Below are 16,135 nucleotides of genomic sequence, written 5' to 3'. Positions count from 1 at the left end.
GAAGCGACCGGTGTGACCTGTGACCATGGACAAGCGTCTTACCGCCCGGCCGGTGGCCCCGGCCCCCGAGGCCGTCGCACCGCGCCGGATGAGCCCGCTGAATCGCGCCGAGGCCCTGTGGCTGCTGGGCAGCGTCTCGCTGGGCCGGGTGGTCTTCACCGAGCACGCGCTGCCCGCCGTGCGCCCGGTCAACCATGTGCTGGACGGCACGGACGTGGTGATCCGGGTGCACGACGGGGCCACTCTGGCCTCGCTCGGCGCGCCCGGTGACACCCCCGGCACCGTGGTGGCCTACGAGGCCGACTGCATCGACCCGCTGACCCACCTCGGCTGGAGCGTGATGGTCACCGGTTACGTCCGGCGGGTGGACGACCCCCGGGAGCTGGAGCGCTACTCGGCGCTGCTGCGCCCCTGGGTGGACCGGCCGATGACCGCCGCGCTGCGCATCCGGCCGGACCTGGTGACCGGCTTCCGGCTGGACGCCGCCGGAACCGAGCCCCGGCCCCTGGGCGCCGCCCCCGTACCGCCGGTGGCGCTCGCCCTGGACACCGGCGCCGGGTGACAGCCGGCCGGTCGGTCGCCGGGTCGGTGGCGGTCCGGATGCCCGGCCGGAGGCGGTCCGGAGTGCCCGGCCGGCGGGGACGTTCAGCCCTCCGCCCCGTCCCCGTCCGGACCTCCCGTCCGCCCCGGTGGCACGCGAGTCTGGACATACGGCGGCACTCGCCGTCCGTGGTCCTCGCACCGAACACCGACCCACCGGCCGCCCGGAGGAGAGCACCGTCATGGCCCTGTCCGCACCCCCTCCGTCCGCTCAGCTCCCGGGCGCCCCGCGCGACCGCACGGTGGGCGAGATGATGACCCGGGAGGTCGTCCGCGTACGACCCGACACACCCGCCGAAGAGGTGGCGGGGTTGCTCGCCGGCCACCGGATCACCGGGGTACCGGTGCTGGACGCCGAGGACCGGGTCGTCGGGGTGGTGTCCCGTACCGATGTGGCCCGGGGCACCGCCGGTCCGGCCGGTCGCGCCCGCGCGGTGGTCGCCCGGGAGCTGATGACCTCGCCGGCCGTCACCGTCCACCCCGAGCAGCGGGTGCGGGACGCGGCCCGGGTGATGGAGCGCCGCCGGATCGACCGGCTGCCGGTGGTGGACGCGGAGGACCGGCTGATCGGCATCACCACCCGCCGGGATCTGCTGCGGGTCTTCCTGCGGACCGACGAGGAGATCCGGGACGAGGTCTGCGCCGAGGTCCGCGCGCACGCGCCGGGGCTGCGGCCCGGGGAGCTGACCGTGGCCGTCCGGGACGGTCTGGTCACCCTGGCCGGCGGCGGACGCGCGGGCCGGGACGCCACCACGCTGCTCCGTTCGCTCTGGCGGATCGACGGTGTCACCGGGGTGGTCAGCACCCCTGGCGCCGGCCGGCCGGGCCCCTGAGCCCCGCTCCCGCGCCGCACCCACCGCCGCTCCCGCTCCTGTCCGGCGGGACGGCCGGCCCCGCTCGGGCGCCGGCCGTCCCGCCGGACGTCAGGCGCCGGCCGGGTCGGGCATGGCGGAGAGATAGGCGCCGAAGCCGTCCCGGGCCCGGGCGCGCAGCCGGGGCGAGGTGAGGACCGGGCAGCCGGCCGTGCGCAGCACCCGGTGGCCCCGGCGGTCCAGCGCCTCCACCAGGGCCCGGTCCTCCCCGGTGGCGAGCGGCGGGAAGCCGCCCACGTCCAGATAGGCGGCGGCCCGGACGCCCAGGTTGGCGCCGTGCACATGCGGGTGGTGCCAGACCGTGCCGTCGGCGGGCCGGGTCGCCTCGTAGAGCGCCCGGTGCGGCTCCGCGAGCGGGGAGGCCACCGGCAGGACGACGGTGCCGACCACCGCCTGCCAGCCGTCCCGGGCCCGGGCGAGCTGGTACGCGAGCCAGCGGGACGGTACGACGCTGTCGGCGTCCGTGGTGGTGAGCCAGACGGCCCCCGGGTCCCCGGCCGCCTCGCCGGCGAACCGGTCCAGGGCGTACCGGACGCCGGCCGCCCGGGCCCGGCCCGGATTGCGGCAGTCGGTGACGAGGACCAGGGCCCCGGCCTCCCGGGCGAGCGCCGCCGTACGGTCCCGGCAGGCGTCCGCCACCACCACGGTCCGCACCGGGATGCCTGCCAGCTCCGGGTGGGCGGCGGCGGTCGCGAGCGCGGCCAGCGCGGCGGGCAGCAGCGCCTCCTCGTCGTGGGCCGGTACGACGACGGCGACGGCCTCCGGGATCACACCAGTCCCTCTCGGGCGGCGACCCCGGGAGCCCGGCGGCCGTCCGGGCCCGGCCGCCGGTGGACCTGGAGGACGAAGTCCTCCTCCCGGTGGTCCACCAGCAGGTCCAGGCCGGGCCGGCCGTCGAGGCGCCGGGCGATTCCGGTGCCGGTGGTCAGGTGCTCGTCCACCGGGTGGTCCCAGTGGACGGTGACCAGCGTGCCGCCCGGTTCCAGCGCCGCCACCGTCCGGTCCAGCAGCGTGTCGAGCGCGGAGTCGTCCAGGTAGTAGAGGAGTTCGGAGAGGACGATCAGATCGAAGGTGCCCTCCGGCCACTCCTCCGGGATCCGCAGCCGGCGCACCGTCACCCCGGGCAGTCCGTCGGTGCGGCGGCGGGTGGTCTCCACCGCCGACTCCACCCGGTCGCAGGCGAGCACGGTGTCGCAGCGGGCGGCGAGCCGGCGGGTGAGCTCACCGACCGAGCAGCCCGGTTCGAAGGCCCGGCGGTAGCGGGGCAGCGGCAGCGCGGCGACGGTCAGGTCGTACTTGCGCCGCTCGTACCAGCGCTCGGCGAGCCGCCAGGGGTCCTCGGCGTCCCGGTACATTCCGTCGAAGTAGGCGTCGGGGGTGGGCGGCCGGTTCATCCGAACACCACCTCCCAGTCGCGCAGATGGTGGGCCAGTTCCCCGGGCGGCAGCACGGCGGCGTCCTCGGGGGCGGGGCCGAGCGGCCGGATCTGGCTGGCGAACCGGCCGACGGCGGCGCGCTTGCGGGCCAGGGCCCCGGGCGGCAGGGGCAGCCGGGCGGCCCGCTCCCAGGGCACCCGGGGGTCGTCCGGCCGGGCCCAGTGCCAGAGCCACACCGGATAGAGCAGACACCGCACCGACGCCTCCCGGGCGGCGGCCACCGCCGCGCGTCCGGCCGCCTCGTGGTCGCCGTGCACATCCCCGGTCCAGGGCGCCAGGCAGAGCGCCGCGTCCGGCAGCAGCGCCGCCAACTCCTCGGTGAGCCAGTCCTCATGGGCGGCCACTCCGGTGTCGGGCAGCCCGAGCCGGACCACTTCGGCTTTCTCCGCGCCCAACTCGCCCAGCGCCTCCCGCAGTTCGCGGGCGCGCAGCTCGGCGAGGCGGTCCGGTGCCAGCCGGGTGGAGCCGGGGTGGGAGCCCTCGCCGTCGGTGACCGACACCACGGTCACCGTGAGTCCGGCCGCCACCAGCCGGGCGAGGGTGCCGCCCATGCCCAGCACCTCGTCGTCCGGGTGGGCGGCCACCACCACGACCCGCCCCTCGCCCGGCAGTTCACACTCCGGGAGCCGGGCCCAGCCGTCCCACCGGCGCCAGCGCTCCTCGTCGGTGCCGGGCGCCTGGATCGGGTCGGCGTACCCATCGGTCTCCGGCCCGGTGCTCGCCACGGTGTCCGCCCCGGCGCCCGGGCTCTGGGTCGCGGTCACCGGCCGGCCCCGCCAGCGCGCGCGACCAGCCCGCCCAGTGTGGCGAGGTCCCGCTCCGCGTGGTGCTGGCGCACATAGACGGCGAGGTCGGCGGCGGCCCGGGCGTGCCGCTCGTCGTGGCAGAGCGGCCCGGCGCCGGTGGCCCGGCCCACCTCGTCCAGCACCCCGGTGCAGACCTCGGCCACCAGGGCCCGCACCCGCAGGGCGCGGAGCGCGGCGGTTCCGGTGGTGTCGAGCGGGTCGGCGTCGATCTCCTCGGCCGCCCGGCGGAGCACCGTACCGGCGGTGTGCAGCCGCAGATCGACCGCTCCGGCGTGGGCGTCGGTGTACGGATCGGGGCGCCGCCCGGCCCGTTCGAAGAGCACCCGGGCGACGGCCCGCGCCCCGCCGTACCAGCAGGCGGCCACGCCCACACCGCCGTGGTGGAAGCCGGGCCGGGTCAGATACTCCTCCACCCCGCCGACCGGCACGGCGGGCACCCGGGTGAAGCGGACGTCCGGGCTGTCGCTGCCGGCCATGCCGACGGCCGGCCAGGTCCCGGGCACCGGCCGGCAGCCGGGCCCTTCCGTCCGGTCCGCGCCGTGCCCGTCCCCGCCGGGTGTGCCGGGTATGCCGGTGCGTACGGCGAAGAGCCGCCGCCCGTCCTCGGCGCGCGCGGTGACCAGGGCGTGGGTGCAGGTGTGCGCGCCGGAGCAGTACTGCTTGAGGCCGTCGAGCACCCAGCCGTCCGGGGTGCGGGTGGCGGTGAGGCCGGAACCGGGTGGCTCGGCGGCCCAGACACCCCAGTACTCGCCGGGCCGTACCGGCTCGCCACCCAGTTCGGCCAGGATCGCGGCGGCGTCGAGGTGGCCCTCCACCAGCCGGGCCGCGCACAGGTCCTCCCGCGCCACCCCGGCCAGCGCGTCGAACCGCGCCGGGGTGCGCCCGCTCCCGGGCAGCGGGCAGTCGGCCGCCCCGGCCGCCAGGGCGTCGGCGTACCGGACGAAGCCGGCGGCGGCCGCGCGCCGGACGGACACGGCGTCGGGCCCGCCGGCGGCACCCGGATCGGGTGCGTCGCTCAACGGCGGCAGGGTCAGTTCGTGCATCGACGGCGCTCCTCGCCCGGGCCTCGCCCGGAATGCTCCTGGTGTACGGGTCGCGCGCCGACGGCGGACGGGTGGGCGCCGACGCGGCACCCGGCCCGTTCCCCACTCTCGCCTCGCGGGGTGACCCGCGCATCCCGGTGCCCCCGGATCACCGCCGTACACCTGGCGTCCGTCCCTTCGGCCACCTGCCCGGCGAACCCGGGAGGCGGGCAGCGCGGAAGTGGGGCCTCGCGGTGGGGCCGCCCCCGCGCGCCGGTCCGGCCGGGCAGCCCGCAGCCGCCTGCCCGGTGCGCCGGGGAGCGGACGGAAGAAGCGTGCCGGGCGGTCGGGCCGCCGGGACCACCGCCGGGTGCCGGGAGCGTGAAGTCAGGCCGCCAGCAGCGGGGCGGCGCCCGGCGCGGTGCGGGCCCGGCGGGCGGGCCGGCCGGTCTCGGCCAGCAGGGCGTCGGCCGCGGCCACCGCCTCGTCGATGTGCGCGGTGCCGGTGACCGCGCAGAGGGTGGCGACCAGTTCCTCCAGGTCGCCCGGGCGGCGGCGCTCCCCGCGCACCTGGGCGATGCGCAGGTCCGCGTACCGGGCGAGCAGGAGCCGGAGCTGGCGGGGATCGGACAGCGGCACGGAGACAACCCTTCGGCAGGCAGCCGGCGGACAGAGCCGGTCCTCATGCGTCTTCCCGGGATCGGGGAGAACATGCCTGCCATACACACGGGTTTCGGCACCGGCCCCCGGGGCACCCGTCGGCCCGTCTTCCGGGCCGCCACCCCACCGCCCGCCACCAGGGCGGACGGCGGCCCCGCCCGCCGGGACACCGCCGCCGGGAAAGCCGAGAAGGGGAGCCCATGCGCATCCGCCGCCGCACCACCCTGTCCCGCTGGCGCCACTGGCGGTCCGGCCCGCCGCTGCGGGTGCCGGCGGGCGCAGACGACGTGGAGAACGCCAGCCGCCGGTTCCTGATGTACGGCGTGCTGCCGCTCTGGTTCGTCCCGGCGGTAGCCGACTGGATCATGCACCGGCGCACCGGTATCGAACACACCACCGGGGTCCGGGAGTCGGCGGTGCACGCGCTGATGATGACCGAGGCGGGTGTCCCGGTGGTGGCGGCCCTGACCGCCAAGGTGAATCCGCTGGTCCTCTCCCTGATGGGCGGCGCCGCCCTGGCCCATGGCGCCACCGCGCTGTGGGACGTGTCCATGGCCGTGGAGGAGCGCGAGGTACGGCCGGTGGAGCAGCACATCCACAGCTTCCTGGAGGTGCTGCCGCTCACCGCCGCCGCGTTCACCGCGTGTCTGCACTGGGACCGGGTGCGGGCCGGCTTCTCGCGCGCCCACCGGCGCCCGGACGACTGGCGGCTGGTGCCCAAGGACCGGCCGCTGCCCGCCCCCTATCTGGGCGCGGTGGCCGCCGGGGTCGGGCTGTTCGTCGTACTGCCGTACGCGGAGGAGATGTGGCGCTGTGTCCGGGCCCGGCGGCCGCAACCGCCGGCCGACGCGGCGGCGGCGGCGGACGGCACCGCCGCCCATGCGGCGGCGTAGGCCCCCGCCGCGCCCCGTCCGCTGGCAGCCGCCGCCGTTCCCGCCGCGTGCCCGGATCCCCGTCGGCCCGGGTCCGGTGCCGTCGCTGCGGCTGCTCCCGATCGGCGGAGAGGGGCCCGAGCATGTGCTCGCGGACGGGCGGGGCGGGCTGCTGACCGGGGTCGCGGACGGCCGGGTGCTGCGGGTGGCCCCGGTGACCGGCCGGGTGTCCGCGCTCGCCAGGACGGGCGGCCGGCCGATGGGCATGGCGTTCGCACCGGACGGGACGCTGCTGGTGTGCGACGCCGAGCGGGGGCTGCTCACGGTGGACCTCCGGTCGGGCACGGCGCGGACCGCGCTGACCCGGGCGGACGGCCGGCCCCTGCGGCTGTGCAGCAATGTGACGGTCGCCCGGGACGGCACGGTGTATCTGACCGACTCCAGCGCCCGGTACGCGCTGCCGCACTGGCCGTGGGACATCCTCGAACACAGCGGCACCGGGCGGCTGATCCGGTGGCGTCCCGGCGAGCGCCCGGAGACGCTGCTGTCCGGGCTCCACTTCGCCAACGGGGTGGTGCTCGCCCCCGACGAGTCGTACGCCGTCGTCGCCGAGTCGGGTGCCTACCGGCTCACCCGGCTCTGGCTCACCGGTCCCCGCTCCGGCCGCGCCGAGCCCCTGGCCGACCAGCTGCCCGGCTTTCCGGACAATCTGACCGCCGGGCCGGACGGGCTGGTCTGGGCGGCGCTGGCCGGGCCGCGCGACCCGCTGGTGGACTTCCTCCACCGGAGCCGGCCGGGCCTGCGGCGGGCGCTGGGCGTGCTGCCCACCCGGGCGCTGCCCCGGCCGCGCCCCAGCGCCTGGGCCGTCGCGGTGGATGCGACCGGCCGGGTGGTGCGCGACGTACGGCGGCCGGCCGGTCGGTTCCGGATGACCACCAGCGTCTGTCCCCTCGGGGGGCGCCTCTGTCTCGGCAGCCTGCTGGGGAGTCACCTCGCCGTACTGGAGGACGCGGGAGGCACGGGGAACCCGGGGGGCCCGGGGAACCCTGAAGACACGGAGAACGCCGAGGTCACCGAGGTCACCGAGAACGCCGAGGCCGCGACACAGCCGGCGGCGCGCGCGGCGGACGGGGTCAGCCCCGACAGCGGACCCTGACCCGGGACCAGGAGTTGTTGGCGTAACCCTTGGGGTTCCACACGGCGGCCGGGGACTCGGGCATGGCCGCACCGGCGGAGTCGTACGCCCGTGCGATCAGCTCCGTCTCTCCCGGCGGGAGTTCCACGGTGGTACGCCAGTGCTGCCAGGCCCAGGGGCTCGCGGCCGGGTCCGTCTCGGCCCGCGTCCAGCTCTCGCCGCCGTCGGCCGAGACCTCCACCCGGGCGACGGTGCGGCCCTCGCCCGCCAGCGCGTAACCCGCCACCGGGACGGGTCCGGACGGTGGCCGGTCGCCGTCGCCGGGTGTGAGGACGGCGCAGTTGACCGCCAGCGGGCCCAGCGGCACGCCCTCGCCCGGACCGGGCTCGGCCCCGGCGGGCAGCATCCGGTAGGCGGTGGCCTGGAAGTAGTTGTCCGACGGCCGGTCCGAGACGGTGACCCGGGTCAGCCATTTGACACTGCGGGCACCGATCCAGCCCGGCACCACCACCCGCAGCGGAGCCCCGTGGACCCGGGGCAGCGGCCGGCCGTCCATGGTGTGGGCGAGCAGCACCTCCGGGCTGCGGGCCTTGTCCAGCGGAACGGAACCGCCGTAGGTCTCCGGTGGAGCGGCCACCTCGGAGACGTCCGGGGCGGAGAAGGCGATGTGCGCGGCCTCCGGGCGCGGGCCGGCCTCGGCCAGCACCTCGGCCAGCCGCACCCCGCTCCAGCGGGCGGTGGAGACGGCACCCGCGCCCCAGGGGTGCTCGCCGGGGATGTCCCGTACCGCCGCGAGGCCGGTTCTGCGGTTCCCGGCGCACTGGAGGGTGGCGGTCACCTCGGTCTGCCCGAAGCACCGCCGCAGGTCGTCGAGGGAGAGTTCCAGGGGCCGTTCGACCAGGCCGTCGACCCGGAGCCGCCAGCGCTCGGGCGCGAGGTCCGGCACCGGTCCGTGGTTGCGGCTGTAGAAGGCGGCGACCGGGGTCAGCGGCCGTCCGGCGAGCGCCGCGCCGGGTGGTTCGGCGTTGTACGGCTCCCGCTCGTGCACCACCATGCCGGGCACCTTGTCCCATGTGTTCATGCGTGGTGAGTACCCGGTCGCCGCCCTTCGTCGCGGTCCCTCCGGACATTCCGGTATGCCAAGGTGTTACGTGCGTACTCCATGTGTCATGCACCGGCTGCGGGGGCAACGTCGGCCTGTCACCTCCGGTTCACCGTCGCCTGGTGATCTGAGCCCGTTGGCACACCGCCTCCGCCCGACCGGGCACCTCTAGGAGTCACCCGCATGCGCAAGCCGTCCCGTCGCCGTCTCGTCGTCGCCACCTCCCTGGCCGCCGCCACCGCGGCCACCCTGGCCACGGTCGCCGTCGCCACCACCACCGCCGGCGCCTCCGGCCCCGAGCAGCGGGCCGAGCGCGCCGTCCAGGGCGGCAAGGCGAAGAACGTCATCCTGCTGATCGGCGACGGCATGGGCGACTCGGAGATCACCCTGGCCCGTGACTACACGGTGGGCGCCGACGGCCGGCTGAACATGGACAAGTTCCCGCTCACCGGGGCCTACACCACCTACGCGGTGCACGAGGACGGGACGCCGGACTATGTGACCGACTCGGCCGCCAGCGGCACCGGCTGGGCCACCGGCCACAAGACCGTCAACGGCCGCATCTCCAAGACGGCGGGCACCAACAAGGCCGTGCCCACCCTGCTCGAACTGGCCCGGAAGGGCGGTTACGCCACCGGCAGCGTCACCACCGCCGAACTCACCGACGCCACCCCCGCCGTCCTCGCCTCGCACGTCACCGACCGGTCCTGCCAGGGCCCCGCCGACATGGCCAAGTGCCCGTCCGACACCATCGCCCAGGGCGGTCCCGGCTCCATCGCGGAGCAGTCGGTCAACCAGAGGGCGGACGTCCTCATCGGCGGCGGCAAGCAGCGCTTCGACCAGCGGATCGCCCAGGGCCGGTACAAGGGCATCACCGTGACCGAGCAGGCGCGGAAGCTCGGCTACCAGGTGGTCACCGACACCGCCTCGCTGCGGGCCGCCCGGCCGGGCACCCCCGTGCTCGGGCTGCTCGCCCCCGGCAACGTACCCGTCGAGTGGACCGGGAAGCCCGCCGCCGTCGGCGGCACGGCCCCGCAGCGCTGTGTGACGTCCAACCCGGCCCGCCCGGCGACCACTCCGAGCCTCGCGGACTCCGCCACCAAGGCGATCCAGCTCCTTGAGGCGAAGCAGAAGCACTCCGGCCGGGGCAAGGGCTTCTTCCTCCAGATCGAGGGCGCCTCGATCGACAAGCAGGACCACGCGGCCGACCCGTGCGGCCAGATCGGGGAGACCGCCGCCTTCGACCGCGCGGTGAAGGTGGCACGGGACTACGCCGCCAAGCACCCCGACACCCTGGTCGTCACCACCGCCGACCACGGGCACACCAGCCAGATCGTGCCGCTGGAGGCCACCCCGCCCGGCCTCTCCGCCACCCTGGTGACCGACGAGGGCCAGCAGCTCAAGGTCAACTACTCGACCAACACCCCGGGCAAGTCCCAGGAGCACACCGGTACTCAGGTCCGGATCGCCGCCCAGGGCCCGCAGGCGTTCCGGGTCCTCGGAGTCACCAACCAGACCGACCTGTTCACCACCGTCCGGACGGCCCTCCGTCTGCGCTGACCAACCGCCGGGGCGGGGCGCGCCGACCGGTGCGCCCCGCCCACCACCGCCCGGCCGGCCGGTGCGCTCCCGCTCCCGGGCGCCCGGCCGGCCGGTGCGTGCCGGGCGGGACCGGCGCGGGTGTCCGGCCCCCGCCGGGGCACGGTACGGCCGCCCCGGCCGGACGCGGGCCCCATCCATTACGCTGGCCGGATGGCGGGGACACCGGGAGCACTGCGCGCGATCAGCGATCTGCACATCGGCTACGCGGAGAATCGCGCGGTCGTGGAGCGGCTGCGGCCGGAGTCGCCGGACGACTGGCTGATCGTCGCCGGGGACGTCGGCGAACTCATGGCGGACATCGAGTGGGCCCTCACCGTGCTGCGGGACCGGTTCGCCCAGGTGATCTGGGTGCCCGGCAACCATGAGCTGTGGACGGTGAAGCAGGAGACCAGCCCGCACCGCGGAGTCCGGCGGTACGAGGAACTCGTCGCCCTCTGCCGCCGGTTGGGCGTGCTCACCCCGGAGGACCCGTACCCGGTGTGGGACGGGGAGGGCGGCCCGGTACGGATCGCGCCGCTGTTCCTGCTCTACGACTACAGCTTCCTCGCCCCCGGCACGTCCACCGTCGAGGAGTCGCTGGAGAAGGCGTACGCGGCCGGGGTCGTCTGCACCGACGAGTACTTCCTGCACCCGGATCCGTACCCCAGCCGCCAGGAGTGGTGCGCCGCGCGGGTCGAGGAGACCGAGCGGCGGCTGGCGGCGGTGGCGGGCGAGCTGCCCCTGGTGCTGGTCAACCACTGGCCGCTGGTGCGGGAACCGACCCGGGTGATGACCTACCAGGAGTTCGCCCAGTGGTGCGGGACGACCCGCACGGCCGACTGGCACACCCGGTTCGGGGTGCGGGCCGTGGTCTACGGGCATCTGCACATCCCCCGGAGCACGGTGTACGACGGGGTGCCGTTCGAGGAGGTGTCGCTGGGCTACCCCAGGGAGTGGCGCCGGTTCGGACTCCGCGACGACCTCGCCCGCCGGATCCTGCCACGCCCGTAGGGCACGAGGGCACGCGGTCGGCGGCCGGGCCGCCGCGGTCCGGCGCCGCCGGCCGGCGTTCCGGCTCGATCGCACGGGCTTCCGGTGCACCGGTGTGCGGTCCGGCGCCGTGGGCCGTGTCGGGCCATGTGCGCCGGAGCGGTTACAAGGGCGTCCCCCGGTGGTACCTGTTCGCAGGCATCCGACCGACAGAACCACGCGAGGGGGCGACGCTCAGATGCAGATCGGGTACAAACTGGCCGCCGAGGCATTCGGACCGGCGGAACTGGTGCGCCAGGCGGTACTGGCGGAGCGCGCCGGGTTCGACTTCGTGGAGATCAGCGATCACTATCACCCCTGGCTGGACAACCAGGGGCACTCGCCGTTCGCCTGGACGGTGCTCGGGGCCATCGCGGCCAAGACCGAGCGGATCGGCCTGGCGACCGGTGTCACCTGCCCGACCGTGCGCTACCACCCGGCCATCATCGCCCAGGCGGCAGCCACGCTGGCGCTGGTCTCCGACGGCCGCTTCACCCTGGGCGTCGGCTCGGGCGAACGACTCAACGAACATGTGGTCGGCACCGGGTTCCCGGATGCCGTCAGCACCCGCCAGGAGCTGCTGCGCGAGGCGTTGGAGATCATCCGGCTGCTGTGGCGCGGCGGCTATCAGTCGTACGAGGGCAAGCACCTCCGGCTCGACGACGCCCGGGTCTTCGACCTGCCGGAGACGCCGCCGGTGATCGCCGTGGCGGCGGGCGGCAAGCGGGCGGCGCGGCTGGCCGCCGAACTCGGCGACGGACTCTTCGCCACCGAGGACCGGCCGGAGCTGGTCCGGCACTACCAGGAGGCCGGCGGTTCCGGCCCCCGGTACGCCGAGGTCCCGCTGGCCTGGGCGCCCGACGAGGAGACCGCCGCCCGGGCCGCCCTGGAGACCTCACGCTGGGCGGTGACCGGCTGGAAGGTGATGAGCGAGCTTCCCAACCCGGCCAACTTCGCGGCGGCCACCACCACCGTGCGGCAGGAGGACATCCTGGCGCAGTTCACGTGCGGATCGGACCCCGAGCGGTACGCGAAGGCCGCCCAGCGCTTCGTGGACGCGGGCTTCGACCGGCTCGTCATGCAGAACGCGGGGCCGGACCCGGACGGCTTCATCGATTTCTACCGGGGTGAGCTGGACGGGCGGCTGCGCGAGCTGCGGCCCGCCCCGGCCGGCGGCTGACCGGGGGCGAGCGGATGTCCGGGCGGCCGGACCCGGGGCGGCCCGGGCGGCCGGCGGAACCGGCTCCCGGCCGCGCGTACGGTGACACGGCCGGCGGCCCCGTAGCGGAGCGTGGAACTCCGGTACGGGGCCGCCGACGGCTGCGGCCGTCTCAGCCGTGGGCCAGTTCGTCGACGGCCCGTTCCACCGTCTCCCGGGACAGCTCCACGGTCTCCCGGGACGCCTCCCGGGCGCGCCGGAAGCGGGTCCGACCGTACCGGAAGAGGGCGGTGGCACCGCCCGCGTACACCAGACTCAGTGCCCCGGCGGCCAGGGGCTCGGGCAGCACCCGCGCCAGCCGGTCCTGGAGCACGGTGTGCGCGGACAGCATCGCGAGCAGCCCGCAGGCGCCGCCGGCGGCCATGGCCGACACTCCGTTCCGCGTCTCGGTGACGGCGTCCGCCACCGTGAGACCCAACTCCTCGCGTACGTTCTGCACTTCCTCTACTACCACGGCGATCACATCCTGGGGCGACTCCGGCATGAGGCCCGCCTACCCGCCCTGCCGCCACCCATGACGCCCATGACGCCCATGGCGCTCATGACACCCGTGGCCGCGCGGGACCGGGCATGTCCGAGGATGGCGGTATGGACTTTCGGCAGATGGAGTACTTCGTCGCCGTCGCGGAGGAGAAGAGCTTCACCCGCGCGGCGGAGCGGCTGCGGGTCACCCAGTCCGGCCTCTCGGCGGCGATACGCAGCCTGGAGCGGGAGCTGGGCCCGGAGCTGTTCCACCGCACCACCCGGACCGTCCGGCTGTCGTCCGCGGGGCTGGCGCTGCTGCCGAAGGCCCGGGAGATCCTGGAGCTCGCGGTGGCCGGACGGGACGCGGTGACCGCCACCGCGACGGGGCTCCAGGGCTCGCTGCGGCTGGGCAGCGAGCAGTGTCTCGCCGTGGTGGACCTTCCCCGTCTGCTGGAGCGGTTCCACCGGCGCCACCCGGGCATCGACATCGTCTTCGAGCAGGCGGCCAGCGCGGAGCTGCTGAACCTGCTGCGGGACGACCGGCTGGACATCGCCTTCGTCGCCGGGGCCGGCACCCGGCAGCCGTCGGACGGGCTGCGCCGGCATGCCCTCGCCCGGGAGCCGCTGGTGCTGATCGGCGCCCCCGGCCATCCGCTCGCCACCCGGCCGGACGTCCACTGGGCCGACCTGGAGGGGCTGGCCTTCGTGGACTTCGGCCTCGGCTGGGGAGCCCGGGAGGTCAATGAACGGGAATTCGCGGCGCACGGGGTGAACCGCCGGGTGCGGTACACGGTCAACGATGTGCACACCCTGCTCGACCTGGTCCGGCGGGACCTCGGGCTGGCGCTGGTGCCCGCGCCGGTCGCCCGCAAGCCGCAGGCCGAGGGACTGGCCGGGACGCTCCTGGCCGGGCCGGCCGAGCGGCCGTGGCAGGTGTCGGCGGTGGCCCGGGCCTCCTCGGCCGCCTCGGCGGCGCTCGGCGCCTTTCTGGAGCTGGTCCCCGGGAGCGGCGGCGGCAACCGTGCCGGTGCCGAGGACGGCGTGAGCGGTGCGGACGGTGAGAGCGGCGCGGACGGCCGGAGCGGCGAGAGCGGGGAGAACGGGGAGAACGGGGAGAACGGGGAGAACGACGAGACATCGATTCAGTGCTGAGTCTTCTCAATTCGAGAAGAAAGAACCGTTGGACTTCCGAATCCGCCCCGGTGCAGAGTGGAGGCGCCCGGCCCCGGAACCACTCCCGGCGCCCAGGCATCCCCACCGGCGCGCTCGCCGTCCCGGGCACCCACCGGGGCACGCGCCCGCCCGTCCACTCCCCCACCCGTGGAGAGCCACCACCATGAACCACCTCGCGGACCCCCGGCGCTACAGCGGGACCATGCGGTACCGGCGCACCGGGCGCTCGGGCCTCGATCTGCCCGTGCTGTCCCTGGGCTACTGGCACAACTTCGGCGACGACCGGCCGTTCGAGACCCAGCGGGAGATCGCGCTGCGCGCTTTCGACCTGGGCATCACCCACCACGACCTGGCCAACAACTACGGCCCGCCGTACGGCGCCGCGGAGCTGAACTTCGGCCGGCTGATGCGGCAGGACCTCGCTCCGTACCGCGACGAGCTGGTCATCTCCACCAAGGCGGGCTGGGACATGTGGCCGGGCCCGTACGGCCAGGGCGGCGGCTCCCGGAAGTACGTACTCGCCTCGCTCGACCAGTCGCTGCGCCGCACGGGGCTGGAGTACGTCGACATCTTCTACTCCCACCGGCTGGACGCCACCACGCCGCTGGAGGAGACGATGGGCGCGCTCGACACGGCCGTCCGCCAGGGCAAGGCGCTGTACGTGGGCATTTCCTCGTACGACGCCGAGCGCACCCGCCAGGCCGCCGCCATCCTGCGGGAGCTGGGCACTCCGCTCCTGATCCACCAGCCGTCGTACTCGATGCTCAACCGGTGGATCGAGACCGAGGGCCTGCTCGACACGGCCCAGGACGAGGGCATCGGGGTCATCGGCTTCACCGCGCTGGCCCAGGGCCTGCTGACCGGCCGTTACCTGGACGGCGTGCCCGCCGATTCCCGGGCGGCCCGGGGCACCTCGTTCGACCGGGACTGGCTCTCCGAGGAGATGCTGCGCCGGCTCCGCGCCCTGAACGAGATCGCCGGGCGGCGCGGGCAGACACTGGCGCAGCTGGCGCTGGCCTGGGCGCTGCGGGACGAGCGGGTGACCTCGCTGGTGATCGGAGCCTCCCGCACCGAGCAGCTGGAGCAGAACGTCGCCGCCCTGGACCGTCTCGACTTCACCCCGGAGGAGCTGGCCGAGATCGACCGGCTCACCGTCTCGGACGGTGGGGTGGACCTCTGGCACGACGCCCGCAGCGGGCTGCTCGACTGACCCCCGGCGGGGGGCGCGCCCGGTGGCGCGGCCCCCGCTCCCCACCGGCGGCCCGGGCTCAGGTGCGCAGCTCCGCGATGGCCAGCTCGACGGTCGGGCGGAAGGTGAAGAGCTGGTCGAGGCCCACGATCCGGATGATCCGCATCAGTTCGGGGCCGAGCCCGGCCAGGAGCAGCGGCGCCTCCGCCTGCTGGGCCCGCTGGTAGGCGGTGACCAGCACGGTGATCCCGGTGGAGTCGCAGTACTCCAGCCCGGACAGGTCCATCACCACCGGGGCGTCGGGCCCGAAGGGCGTCTGTGTCAGGGCATGGCTCAGATGGGAAGCGGTGTGGTGGTCGAGCTCACCGGTCACGGTGAGCACGGTGGCGCCGGAGGGGTGGGCCCGGCGGGTGACGGTCAGGGTGCGGTCGGTCACACCGGTTCTCCTGTGCGGGTGGGACGCGGCGAAACGTCATGAGGGGCATGAGCGGGTCGGACGGGACGGGCACCGGGTCTTCGCCGGGCCGGTCCCGGCCGGTCACCCGGCCCGCCGGAGCCCCGTCGTGGCCCCGGCCCGACAGGCCCCGGCCGTAGGTCCGCTGCCGGAGAGCCCCGTCGCGGGCCCCGGCCGCGCCGGCCCGCACGGCGGGAGCCCGCACGGGGGAAGCACGCACGGCGGGAGCACGCACGGCATGAGCACGGCCGTCGCGGGCACGGCCGTCGGACGGAGCGGTGACGGCGCGGGGACGGGCGGCACGAGCAGGGGCGAGGGCGGGAGCACGGGGGGCGGAGGGGCGCTTCGGGAAGGCGGGCGCCGTCGTTCACTCGTTCCGTCCCCTTCCCGTCCGTGGCCGGTCACCGCGGGCACGCCCGCTGGTGGGGCGGCTGCCTTATCCTACGGATCACGGCGCCGGGCCCCGACGGTCGCCCGGCCCGCGGGCCGGAGCCGGAACCGGCGGGGTGCCGTGCGGTCA

The 16,135-nt window shown here is 75.7% G+C and carries 17 protein-coding genes; 9 read left to right on the top strand and 8 right to left on the bottom strand.

All coding sequences use genetic code 11. The features are described 5' to 3' along the window. Positions 1 to 25 precede the first annotated feature (25 nt). Both NX801_RS14745 and NX801_RS14740 read left to right on the top strand, forming a co-directional pair. Positions 26 to 562, top strand: coding sequence for a pyridoxamine 5'-phosphate oxidase family protein (locus NX801_RS14745; protein ID WP_258788156.1), 537 nt, complete (start codon positions 26 to 28; stop codon positions 560 to 562). A 220-nt stretch (positions 563 to 782) separates the two neighbouring features. Then, the gene (locus NX801_RS14740) at positions 783 to 1,433 is read left to right on the top strand and encodes a CBS domain-containing protein (RefSeq protein ID WP_258788155.1); all 651 of its coding nucleotides are present in this window, start codon (positions 783 to 785) and stop codon (positions 1,431 to 1,433) included. Between the two features lie 90 nt (positions 1,434 to 1,523). On the opposite strand, the gene NX801_RS14735 is transcribed toward NX801_RS14740, so the two are convergent. The 5 genes from NX801_RS14735 to NX801_RS14715 all read right to left on the bottom strand — a co-directional run bounded on the left by NX801_RS14735 (position 1,524) and on the right by NX801_RS14715 (position 5,375). Next, the gene (locus tag NX801_RS14735; protein ID WP_258788154.1) at positions 1,524 to 2,243 is read right to left on the bottom strand and encodes a glycosyltransferase family 2 protein; all 720 of its coding nucleotides are present in this window, start codon (positions 2,241 to 2,243) and stop codon (positions 1,524 to 1,526) included. After that, positions 2,240 to 2,866, bottom strand: coding sequence for a class I SAM-dependent methyltransferase (locus NX801_RS14730; protein WP_258788153.1), 627 nt, complete (start codon positions 2,864 to 2,866; stop codon positions 2,240 to 2,242). Before NX801_RS14730 ends, NX801_RS14735 begins: the two co-directional genes overlap by 4 nt. Next, positions 2,863 to 3,633, bottom strand: coding sequence for a PIG-L deacetylase family protein (locus NX801_RS14725; RefSeq protein WP_428986150.1), 771 nt, complete (start codon positions 3,631 to 3,633; stop codon positions 2,863 to 2,865). The genes NX801_RS14730 and NX801_RS14725 overlap by 4 nt, the downstream gene beginning before the upstream one ends. A gap of 35 nt (positions 3,634 to 3,668) precedes the next feature. Further along, positions 3,669 to 4,757 (bottom strand): acyl-CoA dehydrogenase family protein, encoded by a 1,089-nt coding sequence (locus tag NX801_RS14720; protein ID WP_258788152.1) that lies wholly within the window; start codon positions 4,755 to 4,757, stop codon positions 3,669 to 3,671. Positions 4,758 to 5,123: 366 nt separating this feature from the next. After that, positions 5,124 to 5,375, bottom strand: a complete 252-nt coding sequence (locus NX801_RS14715; protein WP_258788151.1) for a DUF5133 domain-containing protein — start codon at positions 5,373 to 5,375, stop codon at positions 5,124 to 5,126. A gap of 221 nt (positions 5,376 to 5,596) precedes the next feature. Here NX801_RS14715 and NX801_RS14710 point away from each other — a divergent pair, with 221 nt between their 5' ends. Both NX801_RS14710 and NX801_RS14705 read left to right on the top strand, forming a co-directional pair. Beyond that, positions 5,597 to 6,289, top strand: a complete 693-nt coding sequence (locus NX801_RS14710) for a diguanylate cyclase (RefSeq protein ID WP_258788150.1) — start codon at positions 5,597 to 5,599, stop codon at positions 6,287 to 6,289. A 76-nt stretch (positions 6,290 to 6,365) separates the two neighbouring features. Continuing rightward, positions 6,366 to 7,424 carry an SMP-30/gluconolactonase/LRE family protein gene (locus tag NX801_RS14705; protein ID WP_258788149.1) on the top strand — a complete coding sequence of 353 codons (1,059 nt, stop codon included), beginning with the start codon at positions 6,366 to 6,368 and terminating at the stop codon, positions 7,422 to 7,424. Here the strand turns inward: NX801_RS14705 and NX801_RS14700 are convergent. Next, entirely contained in the window at positions 7,402 to 8,484 is a 1,083-nt protein-coding gene (locus NX801_RS14700) for a sulfite oxidase (RefSeq protein ID WP_258788148.1), read from the bottom strand. The genes NX801_RS14705 and NX801_RS14700 overlap by 23 nt on opposite strands. Before the next feature lie 204 nt (positions 8,485 to 8,688). Here NX801_RS14700 and NX801_RS14695 point away from each other — a divergent pair, with 204 nt between their 5' ends. The 3 genes from NX801_RS14695 (at position 8,689) to NX801_RS14685 (ending at position 12,295) form a co-directional block, all read left to right on the top strand. Further along, positions 8,689 to 10,065: an alkaline phosphatase gene (locus tag NX801_RS14695; protein WP_258788147.1), complete on the top strand. Its 1,377-nt coding sequence runs from the start codon at positions 8,689 to 8,691 to the stop codon at positions 10,063 to 10,065. A gap of 192 nt (positions 10,066 to 10,257) precedes the next feature. Next, the gene (locus NX801_RS14690; RefSeq protein WP_258788146.1) at positions 10,258 to 11,097 is read left to right on the top strand and encodes a metallophosphoesterase family protein; all 840 of its coding nucleotides are present in this window, start codon (positions 10,258 to 10,260) and stop codon (positions 11,095 to 11,097) included. 217 nt (positions 11,098 to 11,314) lie between these two features. Beyond that, on the top strand, positions 11,315 to 12,295 hold the full coding sequence (locus NX801_RS14685; protein WP_258788145.1) for a TIGR03557 family F420-dependent LLM class oxidoreductase: 981 nt from the start codon (positions 11,315 to 11,317) through the stop codon (positions 12,293 to 12,295). A 151-nt stretch (positions 12,296 to 12,446) separates the two neighbouring features. Here the strand turns inward: NX801_RS14685 and NX801_RS14680 are convergent, their stop codons facing one another. Then, positions 12,447 to 12,818 (bottom strand): phage holin family protein, encoded by a 372-nt coding sequence (locus tag NX801_RS14680; RefSeq protein WP_258788144.1) that lies wholly within the window; start codon positions 12,816 to 12,818, stop codon positions 12,447 to 12,449. A 104-nt stretch (positions 12,819 to 12,922) separates the two neighbouring features. On the opposite strand from NX801_RS14680, the gene NX801_RS14675 reads away from it, so the two are divergent. Both NX801_RS14675 and mgrA read left to right on the top strand, forming a co-directional pair. Next, positions 12,923 to 13,951, top strand: a complete 1,029-nt coding sequence (locus NX801_RS14675) for a LysR family transcriptional regulator (protein WP_258788143.1) — start codon at positions 12,923 to 12,925, stop codon at positions 13,949 to 13,951. Positions 13,952 to 14,135: 184 nt separating this feature from the next. After that, on the top strand, positions 14,136 to 15,182 hold the full coding sequence (gene mgrA, locus NX801_RS14670) for an L-glyceraldehyde 3-phosphate reductase (RefSeq protein WP_258788142.1): 1,047 nt from the start codon (positions 14,136 to 14,138) through the stop codon (positions 15,180 to 15,182). 58 nt (positions 15,183 to 15,240) lie between these two features. Here mgrA and NX801_RS14665 read toward each other — a convergent pair whose 3' ends face one another. Then, positions 15,241 to 15,597 (bottom strand): STAS domain-containing protein, encoded by a 357-nt coding sequence (locus tag NX801_RS14665; RefSeq protein ID WP_258788141.1) that lies wholly within the window; start codon positions 15,595 to 15,597, stop codon positions 15,241 to 15,243. Between the last annotated feature and the right edge of the window lie 538 nt (positions 15,598 to 16,135).

The sequence above is a fragment of the Streptomyces pyxinae genome (genome assembly GCF_024756275.1).
Lineage (GTDB): Bacteria > Actinomycetota > Actinomycetes > Streptomycetales > Streptomycetaceae > Streptomyces > Streptomyces pyxinae.
The sequence above is the reverse complement of the archived record's forward strand: the minus strand, read 5'-3'. Positions and strand labels throughout refer to the sequence as shown.

Bases quoted from the DNA above. Each gene is read 5' to 3' on its own strand.
- NX801_RS14700 (WP_258788148.1), bottom strand. From the start codon at position 8,484: ATGAACACATGGGACAAGGTGCCCGGCATGGTGGTGCACGAGCGGGAG.
- NX801_RS14710 (WP_258788150.1), top strand. From the start codon at position 5,597: ATGCGCATCCGCCGCCGCACCACCCTGTCCCGCTGGCGCCACTGGCGG.
- NX801_RS14680 (WP_258788144.1), bottom strand. From the start codon at position 12,818: ATGCCGGAGTCGCCCCAGGATGTGATCGCCGTGGTAGTAGAGGAAGTG.
- NX801_RS14675 (WP_258788143.1), top strand. From the start codon at position 12,923: ATGGACTTTCGGCAGATGGAGTACTTCGTCGCCGTCGCGGAGGAGAAG.
- NX801_RS14730 (WP_258788153.1), bottom strand. From the start codon at position 2,866: ATGAACCGGCCGCCCACCCCCGACGCCTACTTCGACGGAATGTACCGG.
- NX801_RS14685 (WP_258788145.1), top strand. From the start codon at position 11,315: ATGCAGATCGGGTACAAACTGGCCGCCGAGGCATTCGGACCGGCGGAA.
- NX801_RS14695 (WP_258788147.1), top strand. From the start codon at position 8,689: ATGCGCAAGCCGTCCCGTCGCCGTCTCGTCGTCGCCACCTCCCTGGCC.
- NX801_RS14720 (WP_258788152.1), bottom strand. From the start codon at position 4,757: ATGCACGAACTGACCCTGCCGCCGTTGAGCGACGCACCCGATCCGGGT.
- NX801_RS14740 (WP_258788155.1), top strand. From the start codon at position 783: ATGGCCCTGTCCGCACCCCCTCCGTCCGCTCAGCTCCCGGGCGCCCCG.
- mgrA (WP_258788142.1), top strand. From the start codon at position 14,136: ATGAACCACCTCGCGGACCCCCGGCGCTACAGCGGGACCATGCGGTAC.
- NX801_RS14690 (WP_258788146.1), top strand. From the start codon at position 10,258: ATGGCGGGGACACCGGGAGCACTGCGCGCGATCAGCGATCTGCACATC.
- NX801_RS14745 (WP_258788156.1), top strand. From the start codon at position 26: ATGGACAAGCGTCTTACCGCCCGGCCGGTGGCCCCGGCCCCCGAGGCC.